This window comes from Rahnella sp. GSA61A (assembly GCF_019969905.1).
Classification (GTDB): domain Bacteria; phylum Pseudomonadota; class Gammaproteobacteria; order Enterobacterales; family Enterobacteriaceae; genus Rahnella; species Rahnella aceris.
In genome coordinates, this window is sequence record NZ_JAHXYO010000013.1 from 29,046 (window position 1) to 46,082 (window position 17,037).

Here is a 17,037-nt window from a genome sequence, read left to right on the forward strand (position 1 = left end):
CATGTTGATGGCGGCATCTGGCTCTGTATTGAAGCCTTTTTTACGTGACAGATTTTTGCATCTGTTAATCCTGCTTGGCGTCATTCTGACCCTGTTCCAGCCGGAGAAAATCAGCCGGTTCCCGCAGTTTGTGGACTGGGACACGATCGTCACTTTGCTGGGTTTGCTGATGCTGACCAAGGGCGTTGAGGTCAGCGGTTATTTTGATTTTGTTGGCCGTAAGATGATTAACGCCATCGACAATGAGCGGCGGCTGGCGCTGTTTCTGGTCACTGCGGCGGCGCTGCTGTCCACGTTTATGACCAATGACGTCGCACTGTTCATCGTGATTCCGCTGACGATCACGCTGAAGAAACTGACGTCGTTGCCGGTGACGCGGCTGATTATATTTGAAGCGCTGGCGGTGAATGCCGGTTCGCTGCTTACGCCGATCGGTAATCCGCAAAATATCCTGCTATGGAATAAATCCGGTCAGTCGTTCCTGCATTTTATCGGGCAGATGACACCGCTGGCGCTGATAACCCTGGCTGCATTATTGCTGGTGACCTGGTTTTGTTTTCCGTCGCATAGCCTGAAAAAGATTGAGAACAATCAGGGATACCCTTTCCGCAAGCGTCTGCTGGTAAGCTGCGTCGTCCTTTACGTGGTGTTTATTGCCTGTGTCGATCTGGGGCTGGCGTTGTATGGGTTGCTGGCGGTGATCCTGTGCTTTTTATTGCTGGCGCGGAATGTTCTGCTGCGTATCGACTGGCCGCTGATCCTGGTGTTTATCGTGATGTTTATCGATGTGCGTTTACTGGTCGGGTTGAATGCCCTGCAGCCTGCGTTTACCCACATTCATAGCTTGCCAGATTACGGACATTATCTGCTGAGCATCGGGCTTTCTCAGGTGATCAGCAATGTGCCTGCGACGATCCTGATGATCAACTATTTACCTTCCGGGCCGCTGCTGGCTTATGCCGTCAATGCCGGCGGTTTCGGGCTGGCGATAGGCTCACTGGCCAATCTCATAGCGTTACGCATGGCGAATGACAAAAAGATCTGGCTGCGGTTTCACTATTACTCTTTCCCGTTCCTGCTGTTCAGCGGCATCACGGGCTGGCTATTGCTGACGCTGTTTGTTAAATGACAGGCACCTGCAGCGAAGCCAGACGGTTCACGGCGGCGGTGATTTCAGCGGGGGTTAATGCTGAAAACCCCAGCAGCCAGCCGTCCTGATGTTGTGTCATTACACCGGCGCTGGCGGTAAACAAAGGTGAAAGCCGTGGCGTCTCAACGCCAGCCTGTGCGGCAAGGGCGCTGAAATGCGGTTCCTGCCCGGCAGGCAGACGGGCAGCGAGCTGTAGCCCTCCGGCTGCCACCTGAGGTGTCAGCCATTCAATCTTTTGCTTAATTTGCGCCAGCAGATGATCACGGCGGCTATGGTAAAGCTGACGTGACAAGCGCAGATGTGAAGCGAAATGCCCGGCCTGCATAAATTCCGCCGTGACGGCCTGCATCAGTTGCGAAGAATGGCCGTCATTCACGGTGCGCATCATCACCATTGGCGCCACCAGCGCAGGCGGTAATACGGCATAGGCCAGCCGCAAAGACGGAAATAAAACTTTCGAGAACGTCCCCACATAAAGAACCCGCTGATGTTTATCCAGCCCCTGCATGGCCGGAAGCGGCCGCCCGTCGTAATGCAGTTCGCTGTCATAATCATCTTCGATGATCCAGCTGTTGTGACGTTTCGCGTATTCGAGCAGGTGTAAACGGCGTGACAAACTCAGGCTGACACCGGTCGGGTAATGGTGTGATGGTGTCAGGTACATAAGGCGTGGCACGGGTGAATCAGCTCCCGGCGCCATTCCCTGCTCATCCACCGCAATGGCGCAAATGTCGGCTCCGGCACTGGCAAACGCGTTGCGGGCGCCCGGATATCCCGGCTGCTCAACCCAAACCCTATCCGCCGGATCAATCAGCAGCATCGCCAGCAGTTGTAATGCCTGCTGAGAACTGGTGGTGATCAGGATGTGTTCAGCGCTGCAAATGACCCCGCGTGACTGTTGAAGATAGCTGGCCAGCACCTCGCGCAAAGGCAAATACCCTTGCGGGTCGCCATATCCCAGCAGACGTTCGCCCTGGGTCCGCAGTTGTCTGGCGGTGATTTGCTTCCAGATTTTCAGCGGGAAGGCGCGCAGATCAGGCGAACCGGCTGCAAAGGCGACGGGCGATTGCGGATCACGACAACCGCCGGTCGCGACAATTTTCTCTCCGCGCGCTGACAATCCCGCCAATCCCGGTGGGATGACTTTACTGTTTCGGGAGGACGGGGCGCGGGGCAGTGACTGGCTGACAAAGGTGCCTTTGCCGGTATGGCGCTGAAGATAACCCTCCGCTTCTGCCTGCGCGTAGGCGGCTTCCACGGTCACCCGTGAGAGTTTCAGATCACAGGCCAGAATGCGGGAAGAGGGCAAGCGTTCTCCGCCAGCCAGCGCGCCGGAATTGATGGCCTGCCGCAACGCAGCACACAGCCGGTCACGCAAACCTGCCGCAGCGCCTGAACCGTTGGTCGCTGTGTTTTCGAAAAGCGTAATCAGTGCAGAGGGCTGAGACAGTGCTGGCATAATGGGTCTTATCATCGGCTTGAAATTGGCATTAATCATAAGACCAAAAACAGCGATGATGGAACTGTTTTCAGCCATATCACTTAATGAGGAAGCGTTTATGCAACAAGAGTCTTATGTTTTGGGATTCGCACCACCGTCACCTGAAATCAGTGCTGCGTATTTGTTGTCGAAACTGAGTTTTTATACTGATGCCGCCGATGTCGCGGCGGATTTACAAAACGGTGTGAGCGCAATTGTGGTTATTGATACCCGTTCTGCTGAACATTATGCACGCGGCCATGTGCCGGGCGCGGTCAGTTTTCCGCATAAACTGATGACAGCAGAAAGCACCCGCGAACTTAGCAAAGACGTGGTGTACGTGACGTATTGCGACGGAATCGGCTGCAACGGTTCAACGCAGGGCGCGTATAAACTGGCGAAACTTGGATTCAGGGTAAAGGAAATGATTGGCGGGCTGGATTTCTGGATCCGCGATCAGCACCCGGTTACGCCAGGTGAAGAACGCGGACAGTACTCACGGGAACAAATGCCGCCAGATTGCGGTTGTTGATAAGGCGTTATTGCAGGATTAAAACAGCAACCACAACAGCAGTACGACCACCACGAACGCGATAAACAACAGCGGCTTGCCGCCCATCGCCTGCATGGACGGCGGCAACATCGCGATAAACGGATTCATGATCGGTTGAGGATCGGTCCGTGTCACGGTGGTGAATGTATCGTCTGTATCATCGGCGCGTGGAGAACGGTCAACCCGCTGGCTGAACAGCACACCAATCAGATCACTGACCTGAACCTGCGTCAGCGGCGTGGAAAGCGTCGCAGTGAAACGGTTTTCGGCGTATTCCGTTAGCTGATGAATTTCATGGGTGCTGGCCGGTTGCTTGAGCACGCTCAGCAATGTGGTCAGCGTTGGTGCGGTGGTCTGCTGGCTCAGTGACGCTTTCACCTGCATAAACTGGCTGAGCACCTGAAAATGCTTCGCCGGTATAGGTTCGCCCACTTTCACGCCAACCAGCGTAAACAGTTCCTGCCAGACTTTCACCGGGGCTTCGCCAGTGGCTGCACTGAGGCGGGTGACAAGCTGTTGCAGGCTGTTGTGTTCGGCAGGCAGCAACGGACGATCGGTGACCGGCGTCTGCTGGGGCTGCGGGATATTCATCTGACGGGTCTGGATCAGATCCAGCACCTGTTGCAACTGCGGATGCGTCAGCTGACTCAGCACGGTATGACCGAAATTCTGGCGGATAAAATCGCTCACCGCCTGCCGGTTATTACCCTGTGGCAGCAGCTCAGTCAGTTGCAGCATCAGCTGGCGCGAGGCATGGCTGTCCTGCGCCTGCGAGAGTTTTCCCTGCAACAGCGCTTCGGCCTGCGGGAATTGCTGCGAGGTGATTTCTGCACCGTGAGGCAACGCAAGATCGTGGCGCAAATTGGCCCAGATCTCAGCAGATTTGATTGGCGTCAGTGCCATCAGTTTGACGATCAGTTTTTCCAGCGTGGTGCGCTGTACCGGCGTTAATGGCAGCTCAGTACCTGCTTTAGCCGGAACGGTCTGACCCTGGGGTTGTGTTCTGTTGTCGCCAACCGGCATGCCCGGGCCGCTCAAAGGTTGCATATCACCGTCCTTCGCTGGAAATTTAAAACGTCGCTTAAACTCAATGATAAGTAAAAAGCACGGCGCAGAGCGCGGAAGCGCCTCATCATACCTGCAAAGTGTTTTAATCGACACAGTGAATAGCAGGCTGAGAAAGATTCTTCAGGATATTGTTTCCTAAAACAGCCGCTAAAAACGTCTGGCGGGGCACGAAAGCAGAAAGTGGAGGGAAGGCACCACCCTCTTCAGTGAGGATGGCATACGATTGAGAGAATTTATTTTTGTTCCGCGGACGCGCTACGGGTGAACAGCGGCTTTCGCAAACGCTGTGCCAGAATGACCCCGGCAAGCGTGATACCTCCGCCAATCAGATGGTAGCTGTGCAACTGTTCGTGCAGAAACAGTACGGCGATGACCGCAGTGAAAATCGGCGACAGATTCATGAAAATCGACGCTTTATTGGCACCCAAACGGATCACACCCTGGATCCACAAAAACGGCGCAATGATTGACGCCGGGATCCCGGCGAAAAGCACCAGCGGAATATTATGTGCCGTCAGGCTGACATCCTTCGCGAGCAGGAAGTTGGGCAGCAACAATAAAACGCCGAAAATGATCTGCACATACAACGACTGCCAGTTCGGCAGCGGGATCGCCCAGCGTTTGGTGAGCACGCCATACAGCGCGTAGGAGGCCGAAGCCGCAAACATCATCAGTTCGCCCGTGCCGATGCCGTGTTGCAGCAACTGCGCCGGATCCCCGGCACTGACCAGCCAGACTAAACCGCCGAGGGAAATAATACTGCCCAGCGCCACACCTACTGTCGGGACCACACTGAGCACAAACAGGCCAATCAGCACGGTCAGCAGCGGGATGAGTGAATTCAGGATACCCATAAACAGTGCGCTGACGCTGTGTGCGGCGTAGTAAGCCAGACTCTGATACAGCACCATGCCCAACAGGCCGAGGATCAGCAGTTTCCACCCGTATTGTTTCACCACCTGAAGGTTGCGCAGCATGCCGGGCAGAACGAAAGGCGTTAGCGTCAGCAATGCCAGAAGCCAGCGGTAGAACGAAATGGCGGCAGGATCAATCGCGCTGGCCGAGGCTTTGCTGACAACAGCATTCAGCGACCAGATCAGGACGGCGAGCAGGGGAAAGAGCACATTCATTGAATATTATTCCTGAGTAAATCGTCACGTCAGTGTACGGTTGTCTTATTTGTTATATATAACGATAATCAGACAACTGATCGCGTAATTCAGACAATCCTCGTGTTGCTCACAGACAAAAGGTATTTATGCCCGCGCCCCGTAGTTCTTTGCCCCGATATTACCCGCCGTTACCGGAAAAGATGCCGGTGACCCTGCTTTTTCGCGGGGAAATTGTGGAGGGGAATTCTGAGTATGTTGAGCATTCACATCCGTGGAGCCAGATTATCTGCGTGAAATCCGGCGTTCTTGCCATGCGCGTGGCGGGACAGCGTTATCTGGCCCCGCGTGAATTCGCTATCTGGGTGCCCGCAGGGGTTGAGCATTCAAGCTATAACCGTAAAACCACGCGTTTTTGCGTCATTGATATCGCGCCTGAGCTGGATACCCATCTGCCCGCCGGGCCTTGCCTGCTGACGCCGACGGCCATTTTTAACGCCATTGCTGATGACTGTTTCTCACGGAATATGACCGAGCCGCAGAGTGAAACGGATCTGCGTATGTGCCGCGTTTTACTGGATCAAATCAGTCTGGCACCCCGTCAGAACACTTATTTACCCACATCGGAAAATAAATTACTGGCCCCCGTTCTGAGCGCACTGGAGAAAAACCCGGCGGATAATACGTCGCTGGCGCAATGGGCGAAGCAGGTGTATACCACCGAACGAACATTGTCGCGGCGTTGCCAGCAGGAACTGGGGATGAGTTTTGCCCAATGGCGTCAGCGGTTGCGTTTCCTGCATTCGGTCTCATTGCTGGAGCAGGGGAAAACGGTGCAGGAAGTCGCGCTTGATCTGGGCTACAGCTCGTCTTCGGCATTTATCGCCATGTTCCAGCAGGTTTCCGGCACCACGCCGCAGCGTTTTCGTAACGACAGGTAAACCTGTGCCCTGAAAGTTGGGATCTGGCCCGGTATCGTGGCAAAATCAATGCCCTCTTTATTTTCTATTCTTTCTTTAGGCCATGCTGCCGGAGACAAACGTGAAAATCCTGGTTGATGAAAATATGCCGTATGCCGTCGAGCTTTTTAGCCGGTTGGGGAACGTGCAGGCCGTACCTGGCCGTCCTATCCCGCAAGATGCCCTGAATGATGCCGATGCGTTGATGGTGCGGTCTGTGACCAAAGTGAACGAAAGTTTGCTGGCGGGAAAACCGGTGAAATTTGTGGGTACCGCCACGGCGGGCACCGATCACGTTGATGATGCATGGCTTGCCAGCGCAGGGATTGGTTTCTCGGCCGCGCCCGGCTGTAATGCCATTGCCGTGGTGGAATATGTTTTCTCATCCTTGCTGATCCTTGCTCAGCGCGACGGTTTCCATCTGCGCGATAAAACGGTCGGGATCATTGGTGTCGGTAACGTCGGTTCACGTCTGAATACCCGCCTTGAAGCGCTGGGTGTACGCACGTTATTGTGCGATCCGCCGCGAGCCGATCGGGGTGATGCCGGTGAATTCTGGCCGCTTGAGAAGCTGGTCGCTGAAGCCGATATCCTGACGTTCCATACGCCGCTAAATATGTCCGGCCCTTATGCCACACATCATCTGGTGGATGCGGATTTACTGGCGCGTCTGCCCGCTGACCGGATCCTCATTAACGCCTGTCGTGGTGAGGTGGTGGATAACGCCGCGCTGCTCGACGCACTGAATGGCAGCAAAAAACTGACGGCTGTGTTGGATGTCTGGGAACCGGAACCTGATTTGTCGTTAGCGTTGCTGGATAAAGTTGCTATCGGCACGGCACATATCGCCGGTTACAGCCTGGAAGGGAAAGCACGCGGCACCACACAGGTGTTCGAAGCATTCAGTCAGTTTATCGGTCAGCCACAAACGGTGCCGCCGGAATCATTACTCCCTGCGCCTGAATTTGCCGAAGTGACGCTGAGTGGCGCGCTGAGCGAAGCCAAACTGCTGCGTCTTATTCACTTAGTGTATGATGTGCGCCGCGATGACCGGCCTTTGCGCCGTGTCGCCGGAAAACCGGGCGAATTCGACAAGCTGCGTAAGTTCTATGAAGAACGTCGTGAGTGGTCATCTTTACGGGTGATTTGCGACGATGCGGCGACCGCCGGTGTGTTGAAAAAACTGGGCTTTAACAGCCAGTTAGCCACTGCTTAAAACGGCCTTAAGTTTTTTCGCCGCGAGTGGTGCGATAACACGTTTGCAAACAGGGCGGTGATCATCATCGCCCCTTGTATTTTGTACTTTTATTTTCTGGAGAATACCAACATGTCTGATGGCTGGAATATTGCGCTGCTTGGCGCAACGGGCGCAGTCGGTGATGCGTTACTGGAATTATTGGCTGATCGTCAGTTCCCGGTTGGTGAGCTCTTCCCGCTGGCAAGTGAACGCAGCGCCGGTAAGACCGTGCGTTTTAACGGCAAAAGTCTTCGCGTACAACAGGCATCTGAGTTCGACTGGTCGCAGGTCCAACTGGCGTTCTTTGTTGCGGGTTCTGAGGCTTCTGCCTTGTATGCCGAAGAAGCGGCAAATCAGGGCTGTCTGGTCATCGACAGCAGCGGCCTGTTCTCTCTTGAACATGATATTCCTCTGGTGGTGCCGGGCGTGAACCCTGACGCACTGTCTCATTACCGCAACCGCAATATCGTGGCCGTGGCCGACAGCCTGACCAGCCAACTGCTGACCGCCATCAAACCACTGACCGAACAGGCCGGTTTGTCGCGTCTGCATGTCACTTCTTTGCTTTCCGTTTCTGCGCTGGGTAAAGCCGCGGTTGACGATCTGGCCGGGCAAAGCGCCCGTCTGCTGAACGGCATTCCGGCAGAAGAAGGCATTTTCAGCAAACAACTGGCGTTTAACCTGTTACCGCTGGTCAGTGATGAAGAGGGCAGTGTGCGTCAGGAACGCCGTCTGGTGGATCAGGTTCGCAAAGTGTTGCAGGACGATGGGCTGCCGATTTCTGTCAGTTGCGTGCAGTCGCCGGTGTTTTACGGTCACGCGCAGGTGGTTCATATGGAAGGTTTGCGTCCGCTGTCAGCGGAAGAAGCGCGCGCTGAACTCGAACGCATTGATGATATTAATCTGAGCGATGAAGATGATTTCCCGACGCAGGTCAGTGATGCGTCCGGTAATGCCAATCTGAGCATTGGTTGTATCCGTAATGACTACGGCATTCCTGAGTTACTGCAATTCTGGTCAGTGGCTGACAACGTCCGTTTTGGCGGCGCACTGATGGCGGTGGAAACTGCCGAGAAGCTGATTAACGAGTACTGGTACTGATTATGTCCGATGAAGTGATCGCTGACGTCAGCACCGCACCGGTTGCCGGACGTGTGGCGTTAGGCATTGAATATGACGGCAGTGCCTATTTTGGCTGGCAGCGTCAGCAGGGCGTCGCCAGCGTGCAGGAGTGTCTGGAAAAAGCACTGAGCCGTGTGGCCAATGCACCGATCGTCGTGTTTTGCGCCGGGCGTACAGACGCAGGCGTCAGCGCAACGGGGCAGGTGGTGCATTTCGACACGCCGGTGCTGCGCAAAGACGCGGCATGGACGATGGGGGTGAATACCCATTTGCCCAAAGATATCGCTGTGCGCTGGTGTGCGAATGTGGGCGAGGATTTTCATGCCCGTTTCAGCGCCACCGCCCGCCGGTATCGATACGTTATTTATAACAACCGTTACCGTTCAGCGATTTTGCATGCCGGCGTGACCCATGTTCACATGCCGCTCGACGTCGAAAAAATGCAGCTTGCCGGTCAGGCGTTGCTGGGTGAGAACGATTTCACGTCTTTTCGTGCATCACAGTGCCAGTCGCGTACGCCATGGCGTTATGTGATGCATGTGAATGTGAGCCGTCACGGCAGCTATGTGGTGGTCGATATCAAGGCTAATGCGTTTGTTCATCACATGGTGCGCAACATCGTGGGTAGCCTGGTGGAAATCGGTGCCGGTAATCAGCCTGTTGGCTGGATGGGGGAGCTACTGGCAGCGAAAGATCGCAATCTTGCGGCAGCTACGGGCAAGCCTGAAGGGTTATATCTGGTCTGCGTGGATTACCCTGAGAAATTTGCGCTGCCTCAGGTGAATATGGGACCCCTGTTCCTCGAAGATTAAGGAACGGATCAAGCGATTGTTTAAATGGGCTGTTAAACCGGAAAGAGGTGGAAAATCAAATGGGTTTTATTCACTTTGTCATTGATTTTATTTTGCATATTGATGTGCATTTAGCGGAGCTGGTTGCGCAGTATGGCATCTGGGTTTACGGCATTTTATTCCTGATTTTGTTCTGCGAAACCGGTCTGGTGGTGACACCTTTCCTGCCGGGTGACTCATTATTGTTCGTAGCAGGTGCGCTGGCGGCGTTGCCGGGCAACGACATGAACGTTCATCTGATGGCGTTCCTGATGGCGATTGCGGCGATACTCGGCGATGCGGTGAACTACACTATCGGACGGGTATTTGGTGAACGTCTGTTCAGTAATCCTGATTCAAAGATTTTCCGTCGCAGTTATTTGGACAAGACGCATAAGTTTTACGAGAAACATGGCGGCAAAACGATTATTCTTGCGCGCTTCGTGCCGATCGTCCGCACGTTTGCACCGTTTGTGGCCGGTATGGGGCATATGTCTTACCGCCATTTCGCTGCGTATAACGTGATTGGTGCACTGGTTTGGGTGCTGTTATTTACCTATGCTGGCTACCTTTTCGGCGATCTGCCGATTGTTCAGGAAAATCTGAAATTACTGATCGTGGCAATCATTGTGGTTTCCATCCTGCCGGGTGTGATTGAAATCTGGCGGCACAAACGCGCAGCGGCCAAAGAAAAGCGTCAACAGGATTAATTCCGTACGTTTTTTACGCAAGCGCTTTAAAATTTAAGGCATTAAACCTGAGGGTAGGACCAGTTTTTTATCCACAGTGTCTGGCCGTTATGGTTTAATGAGCGACAATTTATGGTCTGTTCCTGCGAACAACCCTTCTGTGGCGCGGTGTGTGAGGTTTTTTATCACCCCGTACACAGGCGATTTTGGGTAGGTTTCAGGGGACTTGTTACAGCATGAACAGCGGACTGGCTTCGGCCGGGTTCAAACAGAAAGGTTATCGATGAGCTGGATTGAACGAATTCTTAGTAAGAGCACTGACTCGCAAACCCGTAAGGCAAGTATTCCTGAGGGCGTCTGGACTAAATGTGACAGCTGCGGGCAGGTCCTTTACCGCGCCGAGCTTGAGCGCAATCTCATGGTGTGCCCTAAGTGCGACCACCATATGCGCCTTACCGCGCGTATGCGTCTGTCCACTTTCATGGACGAGGGCAGTGAGATTGAGTTAGGCAGTGAGCTTGAGCCTAAAGATGTTCTGAAGTTTAAAGATTCCAAGAAATACAAAGATCGTCTGGTTGCAGCACAAAAAGAAACCAACGAAAAAGACGCCATGGTCGTCATGAAAGGTACGCTGTTTGGCATGCCAATCGTGGTCGCATCGTTTGAATTTGCTTTCATGGGCGGTTCAATGGCGTCCGTCGTGGGGGCACGTTTTGTGCGTGCCGTTGAGCAGGCACTGGAAGATAACTGCCCGCTGGTCTGTTTCTCTGCCAGTGGCGGCGCCCGTATGCAGGAAGCGCTGATGTCGCTGATGCAGATGGCGAAAACCAGTGCAGCACTGGCGAAGTTACAGGAACGTGGCCTGCCATACATTTCTGTACTGACTGACCCTACGATGGGCGGTGTTTCTGCCAGTCTGGCAATGCTGGGTGACATTAACGTCGCGGAGCCGAAGGCGCTGATCGGTTTTGCCGGTCCACGTGTTATCGAGCAAACCGTTCGTGAAAAACTGCCGCCGGGCTTCCAGCGCAGTGAATTCCTGATCGAAAAAGGTGCGATTGATATGATCGTACGTCGTCCGGAAATGCGCGCCAAACTGGGCAGCGTTCTGGCGAAACTGACCGGGCAACCGGAGCCGAAAGTGGCTGACGTCCATGTTGCTGTCAACGGTTCTGCCGCTGACAACCAGGATGCCTGATCGAACAGGGTAAACGCCGGTCAGTTATTCGGGCGGCCACCGCGTGTTGTGCCGCCCACACTGTTTTTCTGCAAAACAGACAGCCGTGCTTTTACTCTGTTGGTGTGATCTGACAAAGAGGGCATTGCCTGCTGTCACAGTCTGGTGATGTAGTGTCGAAGTGAACCTGACAAGGTTGAACGGGACTCATGCAAAATCAACTTATTCCCCAAGCCACGTCGCCTTTGGCCACGTGGCTTTATTATCTTGAACATCTCCACTCTCAGGCTATTGAGCTTGGCCTTGACCGGGTCAAAGCGGTTGCCGCCAAACTCGACTTACTGACGCCAGCGCCGCTGGTTTTCACCGTGGCCGGAACCAATGGTAAAGGCACCACCTGCGCGACGCTGGAATCCATCCTGATGGCGGCGGGTTACCGTGTGGGCGTTTACAGCTCCCCGCATCTGGTGCGCTACACTGAACGTGTCCGTATTCAGGGGGAAGAATTAGCGGAATCTGCGCATTGCGAATCTTTTGCGGGGCTGGAGGCTGGCCGTGGCGATATCTCGCTGACCTACTTTGAATACGGCACATTGTCGGCGTTGCAGCTGTTTAAACAGGCTAAGCTGGATGTGGTGATACTTGAAGTCGGGCTGGGCGGTCGTCTGGATGCGACTAATATTGTCGATGCCAGCGTGGCTGTCGTCACCAGTATTGCGCTGGATCATACCGACTGGCTGGGATCTGACCGCGAAAGTATTGGCCGCGAAAAAGCCGGTATTTTCCGCGCCGGTAAACCGGCCGTGGTGGGTGAGCCGGATATGCCACAATCCATTGCTGCGGTTGCGCAGGAAAAACATGCGGATTTACACCGCCGCGATGTGAACTGGCATTTTTCTGCGGATGCCGGACAGTGGCGCTGGGCAGCGCGGGAAGAAGGTAATGAGGTTAACGTGCTGGAAGGTTTACCGTTGCCGAATGTACCGCTGGCTAACGCCGCGACCGCGCTGGCTGCACTGCATTATTCAACACTGGATATCCCTGAAGCCGCGTTGCGCAGCGGTTTACAGCGCGCTGCTTTGCCGGGACGTTTCCAGACGGTGAGTGAATCGCCAAGGCTGATCCTGGATGTCGCGCACAATCCGCATGCGGCAGCGTATCTGGCCGGACGTCTGGCGGAACAGCCGCGAAAGGGTGGCAAAGTGCGTGCCGTCGTCGGAATGTTGAAAGACAAAGATATTGCCGGTACGCTGGCTTGCCTGTCGCCGCAGGTGGATGAATGGTATTGCGCGCCGCTGGAAGGCCCGCGCGGGGCCAGTGTCGAAGAACTGACCGTCCATCTGCCGCAGGCGCGCCAGTTTGATGATGTGGAGTCTGCCTGGAAACAGGCTATGCAGGAGGCGGCTCCTCAGGATATTGTGATTGTCTGCGGCTCGTTCCATACCGTAGCTCACGTAATGGATGCTATAGACACGGGGAAAACCAGTGGCAAGTAAGTTTCAAAATCGTCTGGTCGGGACGGTCATTCTGGTGGCACTGGGTGTCATCATTTTGCCTGGTTTACTCGACGGCAAGAAAAAGCATTACGAAGACGAATTTGCGTCTATTCCATTGGTGCCAAAACCGGGTGATGTTGAGGAACAGGACTCGGTGCCACCGGTCACGCAATCTTTGCCTGCTCAGCCGCCGGAAGGTGCCGATCAGATGATGAATGGTGAACAGGACGATACAAGTCCTGCCAATAACACCAACGCCGCCAATCATGGCAATGTGGCGCCGGGTAATACCACGATAGAAGCGCCGCCGGTCACCACACTGCCTGAGCAGAAAAAACCGGTGCAGCCTGCTCCTCAAAAACCCAAAGTGATCGAACCGAAACCGATGGTGGAAGCGAAGCCAACGGTGAAACCTAAGCCGGTCGAACAGCCAAAACCGGTTGAACAACCGAAGGCCGTTGCTGAACAGCCAAAACCGGTTGAACAGCCGAAGGCTGCGCCGGCAGAAAAAGCGCCGACAGGGCAGTCTTATGTGGTGCAGCTTGGCGCATTGAAAAATGCCGCCAAAGCCAATGAGATTGTGGCGAATCTGCGGTTGTCTGGTTTCCGTGCTTACACAGTGCCTGCAACACCGGTACAGGGGCAGATCACGCGCCTGTACGTCGGCCCGGATGCCTCGAAGCAGAAACTCGAAGCGTCACTTCCGCAACTGCAACAGCTGAGCGGATTGGGTGGGCAGGTTCGCGCTTACTCCGCACACTGACTTTGCTCCTCCCCCTGCGAAGGGGGAGGCGGGGAGGGGGTTTAGCGGGCAACGCCAGATTCAACGTTGCCATTAATACCCCACCCCAACCCTCCCCTTCGCAGGGGAGGGAGTCGTTAAAACATAAAAAATACCACGGAGGGCACAAGCGATTTGTGCCCTTTTTCTATAAGATCCTCTGGTTGGATTTTTATAGGTTTTGCTGCGATTGAGGTTTTTTTAATCGCTATTATTAATTTGTCTGACCGGCTGATTTCCCCTACGCAAACGTTTTCTTTTTCTGTTAGAATTCGCCGCGAACTGGATGCCGGGGCAGATGTGACTGGATTAGACACTGGAATAGTTAATGGTCTGGATTGATTACGTCATTATTGCGGTTATCGGATTTTCTGCTTTAGTCAGTTTGATCCGTGGCTTTGTTCGTGAGGCTTTATCGCTGGTAACCTGGGCTTGCGCCTTTTTTGTTGCCAGCCATTATTACCCTTACCTCGCCATCTACTTCACACGTTTCGAAGATGAGTTAGTTCGAAACGGGATCGCAATTGCCATCTTGTTCATCGCGACGTTGATCGTAGGTGCAATTGTCAACTATGTGATTGGTTCACTGGTTGAAAGAACCGGGTTGTCCGGCACTGACAGGGTGTTAGGTGTGTGCTTCGGCGCACTGCGCGGGGTGTTAATTGTCTCCGCGATGCTGTTCTTCCTCGATACTTTTACCGGTTTTTCGCAAAGTGAAGACTGGAAACAATCCCAGTTGATCCCACAGTTCAGTTATATCATCAGGTGGTTCTTTGACTACCTGCAGAGCACGTCGAGTTTCTTGCCAAAACATATTTAGTTTTGGCAGCGCTGAAGAGGAAAAGACAACATGTGCGGTATTGTCGGTATCGCCGGTTTCATGCCGGTAAACCAGTCGATTTATGACGCGTTAACGGTGTTACAACACCGTGGTCAGGATGCCGCAGGCATCACCACCATCGACGCGAATAATAACTTCCGTTTACGTAAAGCGAATGGCCTGGTGAAGGATGTTTTCGAAGCCCGCCATATGCAACGCTTACAGGGCAACATGGGTATCGGCCATGTGCGCTACCCGACGGCTGGCAGTTCCAGCGCTTCAGAAGCTCAACCCTTTTACGTCAACTCTCCGTTCGGCATTACCCTTGCCCATAACGGCAACCTGACCAATGCTCACGAATTGCGCAGCAACCTGTTCGAAGGCCAGCGCCGTCATGTGAACACCACGTCCGATTCTGAGATCCTGCTCAATATCCTGGCGAGTGAACTGGATCGTTTCCAGCATTACCCGCTGGAAGCTGACAACATTTTTGCTGCGGTTGCCGCAGTGAATCTGAAAATCCGTGGTGCCTACGCGTGTGTGGCGATGATTATCGGTCATGGCATGCTGGCGTTCCGTGACCCGCACGGTATCCGTCCGCTGGTTATTGGTAAACGTACGCTGGAAGATGGCCGTAATGAGTACATGGTGGCTTCTGAGAGTGTGGCACTCGATACGCTGGGCTTTGAGTTCCTGCGCGACGTTGCGCCGGGTGAAGCGGTGTATATCACCGAAAAAGGTCAGTTGTTCACCCGTATGTGTGCCGAGAACCCGCAGTACAATCCGTGCCTGTTCGAATACGTGTATTTCGCGCGTCCGGATTCCTTCATCGATAAAATTTCCGTCTACAGCGCCCGTGTTCGTATGGGTGAAAAGCTGGGCGCGAAAATTGCCCGTGAATGGGAAGACCTGGATATTGACGTGGTGATCCCGATCCCGGAAACCTCCTGTGATATCGCGCTGGAAATCGCTCGCATCCTGGATAAACCGTACCGTCAGGGATTTGTGAAAAACCGCTATGTCGGCCGTACCTTTATCATGCCGGGCCAGCAGGAACGCCGTAAATCTGTACGCCGTAAACTGAATGCTAACCGCGCTGAATTCCGTGATAAAAACGTGTTGCTGGTGGATGACTCCATCGTGCGTGGCACCACCTCTCAACAGATTGTTGAGATGGCGCGTGAAGCCGGAGCGCGACGTGTTTATCTGGCGTCTGCGGCACCGGAAATCCGTTTCCCGAACGTGTACGGTATCGATATGCCAAGCGCGAACGAGCTGATTGCCCATGGCCGTGAAGTCAGTGAAATCAACCAGATAATTGGTGCTGATGCCTTGATCTTCCAGGATCTGAGCGACCTGATCGCCGCAGTGAAAGAAGACAATATGGATATCGAGAAATTCGAATGTTCAGTTTTCGACGGTGTTTACGTCACCAAAGACGTTGACCAGAACTATCTGGAATACCTCGAAGCCCTGCGCAATGACGACGCTCAGGCGTTGCGTGGCCAGCAGGAAGCTGAAAACCTTGAGATGCACAACGAAGGCTGATTAGCCGGTTGCTGACATCCGCATAAACGCGCCCCTCCGGTGAACACCGGGCGGGCGCGTTTTTTTATGCCTGAATTTATGTCAGTATTGGCACCACCGGGTCCGGGTTCATTTTTCTAAGGCAGTGTTCATGAAACGACTTATCGTCGGTATTTCCGGCGCCAGCGGCGCAATCTATGGTGTCAGGCTCTTGCAGGTATTGCAGAGCGTACCTGATATCGAAACACATCTGGTGATGAGCAATGCGGCCCGCCAGACGATGACACTGGAAACCGATCTCACACTACGCGACGTTCAGGCGCTGGCCGATGTGGTGCATGATTCCCGCGATATCGCGGCCAGCATTTCTTCCGGTTCTTTTAAAACTGCCGGAATGGTGATTTTGCCCTGCTCGATCAAAACGCTTTCCGGCATCGTAAACAGTTACACCGACGGTCTGCTGACCCGTGCAGCCGACGTGGTGTTGAAAGAGCGCCGCCGTCTGGTGTTGTGTGTGCGTGAAACGCCGCTGCATCTCGGCCATTTACGGCTGATGACCCAGGCCGCTGAACTGGGTGCTGTCATTATGCCGCCGGTTCCGGCGTTTTATCATCGCCCGGCCTCGGTGGAAGATATCATCGATCAGACGGTAAACCGGGTGATTGATCAGTTTGATATCGAACTGCCGGAAGACTTATTTGTTCGATGGCAGGGCAGTCGTTAAACTTTCACGTCCCAATACGCACTCATTTCGCGCACTTCAGTTACATTGCACCAACAATGATCACAATTTGATTCATTGGGGTGCAGTGTTAAACCTCCCTTCAGCTATCCTTCCCTCAGACCTTTGAAAACTTTCATTATCCCGATGCTTTTTTGACCGGTTTTCACTCTCTCGCTGCGGAAAGTCGCGATGCGGAGAAACGGCACGAAAAGTGCATGAGAAAATCTGGCAAAAAGCCATTTGCATCGTTCAGCAAACTATAAAAAGACGTTCATTCACGCACACACAACCACAACAGATGAATAATCACTGAGG

The 17,037-nt window shown here is 53.9% G+C and carries 16 protein-coding genes; 13 read left to right on the forward strand and 3 right to left on the reverse strand.

The window, feature by feature from the left end; translation table 11 throughout:
- Nucleotide 1 precedes the first annotated feature (1 nt).
- On the forward strand, nt 2-1,129 hold the full coding sequence (locus LC431_RS16655; protein ID WP_121019548.1) for an SLC13 family permease: 1,128 nt from the start codon (nt 2-4) through the stop codon (nt 1,127-1,129).
- On the opposite strand, the gene LC431_RS16660 is transcribed toward LC431_RS16655, so the two are convergent.
- Nucleotides 1,122-2,609 carry a PLP-dependent aminotransferase family protein gene (locus LC431_RS16660; RefSeq protein ID WP_223510106.1) on the reverse strand — a complete coding sequence of 496 codons (1,488 nt, stop codon included), beginning with the start codon at nt 2,607-2,609 and terminating at the stop codon, nt 1,122-1,124. The two genes, LC431_RS16655 and LC431_RS16660, sit on opposite strands and share 8 nt — an antisense overlap.
- Nucleotides 2,610-2,709: 100 nt before the next feature.
- Between LC431_RS16660 and LC431_RS16665 the strand changes: the two genes are divergently transcribed.
- On the forward strand, nt 2,710-3,162 hold the full coding sequence (locus tag LC431_RS16665) for a rhodanese-like domain-containing protein (RefSeq protein WP_013574550.1): 453 nt from the start codon (nt 2,710-2,712) through the stop codon (nt 3,160-3,162).
- A gap of 18 nt (nt 3,163-3,180) precedes the next feature.
- Here the strand turns inward: LC431_RS16665 and flk are convergent, their stop codons facing one another.
- Together flk and LC431_RS16675 are read right to left on the reverse strand one after the other, a co-directional pair.
- Nucleotides 3,181-4,230, reverse strand: coding sequence for a flagella biosynthesis regulator Flk (gene flk / locus LC431_RS16670; RefSeq protein WP_112151216.1), 1,050 nt, complete (start codon nt 4,228-4,230; stop codon nt 3,181-3,183).
- 254 nt (nt 4,231-4,484) lie between these two features.
- Nucleotides 4,485-5,381 (reverse strand): DMT family transporter, encoded by an 897-nt coding sequence (locus LC431_RS16675; RefSeq protein ID WP_134705595.1) that lies wholly within the window; start codon nt 5,379-5,381, stop codon nt 4,485-4,487.
- Between the two features lie 128 nt (nt 5,382-5,509).
- Between LC431_RS16675 and LC431_RS16680 the strand changes: the two genes are divergently transcribed.
- The 11 genes from LC431_RS16680 (at nt 5,510) to LC431_RS16730 (ending at nt 16,722) form a co-directional block, all read left to right on the forward strand.
- Nucleotides 5,510-6,301, forward strand: coding sequence for a helix-turn-helix domain-containing protein (locus LC431_RS16680; RefSeq protein WP_037036224.1), 792 nt, complete (start codon nt 5,510-5,512; stop codon nt 6,299-6,301).
- Nucleotides 6,302-6,401: 100 nt separating this feature from the next.
- Complete coding sequence (gene pdxB / locus LC431_RS16685) at nt 6,402-7,535, forward strand: 4-phosphoerythronate dehydrogenase PdxB (protein WP_112151215.1); 1,134 nt, start codon at nt 6,402-6,404, stop codon at nt 7,533-7,535.
- 111 nt (nt 7,536-7,646) lie between these two features.
- Nucleotides 7,647-8,657, forward strand: a complete 1,011-nt coding sequence (locus LC431_RS16690) for an aspartate-semialdehyde dehydrogenase (RefSeq protein ID WP_013574555.1) — start codon at nt 7,647-7,649, stop codon at nt 8,655-8,657.
- Between the two features lie 2 nt (nt 8,658-8,659).
- Nucleotides 8,660-9,490: a tRNA pseudouridine(38-40) synthase TruA gene (truA, locus tag LC431_RS16695; RefSeq protein ID WP_013574556.1), complete on the forward strand. Its 831-nt coding sequence runs from the start codon at nt 8,660-8,662 to the stop codon at nt 9,488-9,490.
- Between the two features lie 59 nt (nt 9,491-9,549).
- A complete protein-coding gene (locus tag LC431_RS16700) occupies nt 9,550-10,218 on the forward strand; it encodes a DedA family protein (RefSeq protein WP_013574557.1) in 669 nt (222 codons plus the stop codon).
- Between the two features lie 262 nt (nt 10,219-10,480).
- Complete coding sequence (gene accD, locus LC431_RS16705; protein WP_013574558.1) at nt 10,481-11,395, forward strand: acetyl-CoA carboxylase, carboxyltransferase subunit beta; 915 nt, start codon at nt 10,481-10,483, stop codon at nt 11,393-11,395.
- A gap of 188 nt (nt 11,396-11,583) precedes the next feature.
- Nucleotides 11,584-12,870: a bifunctional tetrahydrofolate synthase/dihydrofolate synthase gene (gene folC / locus LC431_RS16710; RefSeq protein WP_013574559.1), complete on the forward strand. Its 1,287-nt coding sequence runs from the start codon at nt 11,584-11,586 to the stop codon at nt 12,868-12,870.
- A complete protein-coding gene (dedD, locus tag LC431_RS16715) occupies nt 12,860-13,633 on the forward strand; it encodes a cell division protein DedD (RefSeq protein WP_013574560.1) in 774 nt (257 codons plus the stop codon). The genes folC and dedD overlap by 11 nt, the downstream gene beginning before the upstream one ends.
- Before the next feature lie 346 nt (nt 13,634-13,979).
- Nucleotides 13,980-14,471, forward strand: coding sequence for a colicin V production protein (gene cvpA, locus LC431_RS16720; protein WP_013574561.1), 492 nt, complete (start codon nt 13,980-13,982; stop codon nt 14,469-14,471).
- 30 nt (nt 14,472-14,501) lie between these two features.
- Entirely contained in the window at nt 14,502-16,019 is a 1,518-nt protein-coding gene (purF, locus tag LC431_RS16725) for an amidophosphoribosyltransferase (protein ID WP_013574562.1), read from the forward strand.
- 130 nt (nt 16,020-16,149) lie between these two features.
- Nucleotides 16,150-16,722 carry a UbiX family flavin prenyltransferase gene (locus LC431_RS16730; protein ID WP_013574563.1) on the forward strand — a complete coding sequence of 191 codons (573 nt, stop codon included), beginning with the start codon at nt 16,150-16,152 and terminating at the stop codon, nt 16,720-16,722.
- Nucleotides 16,723-17,037: the final 315 nt, after the last annotated feature.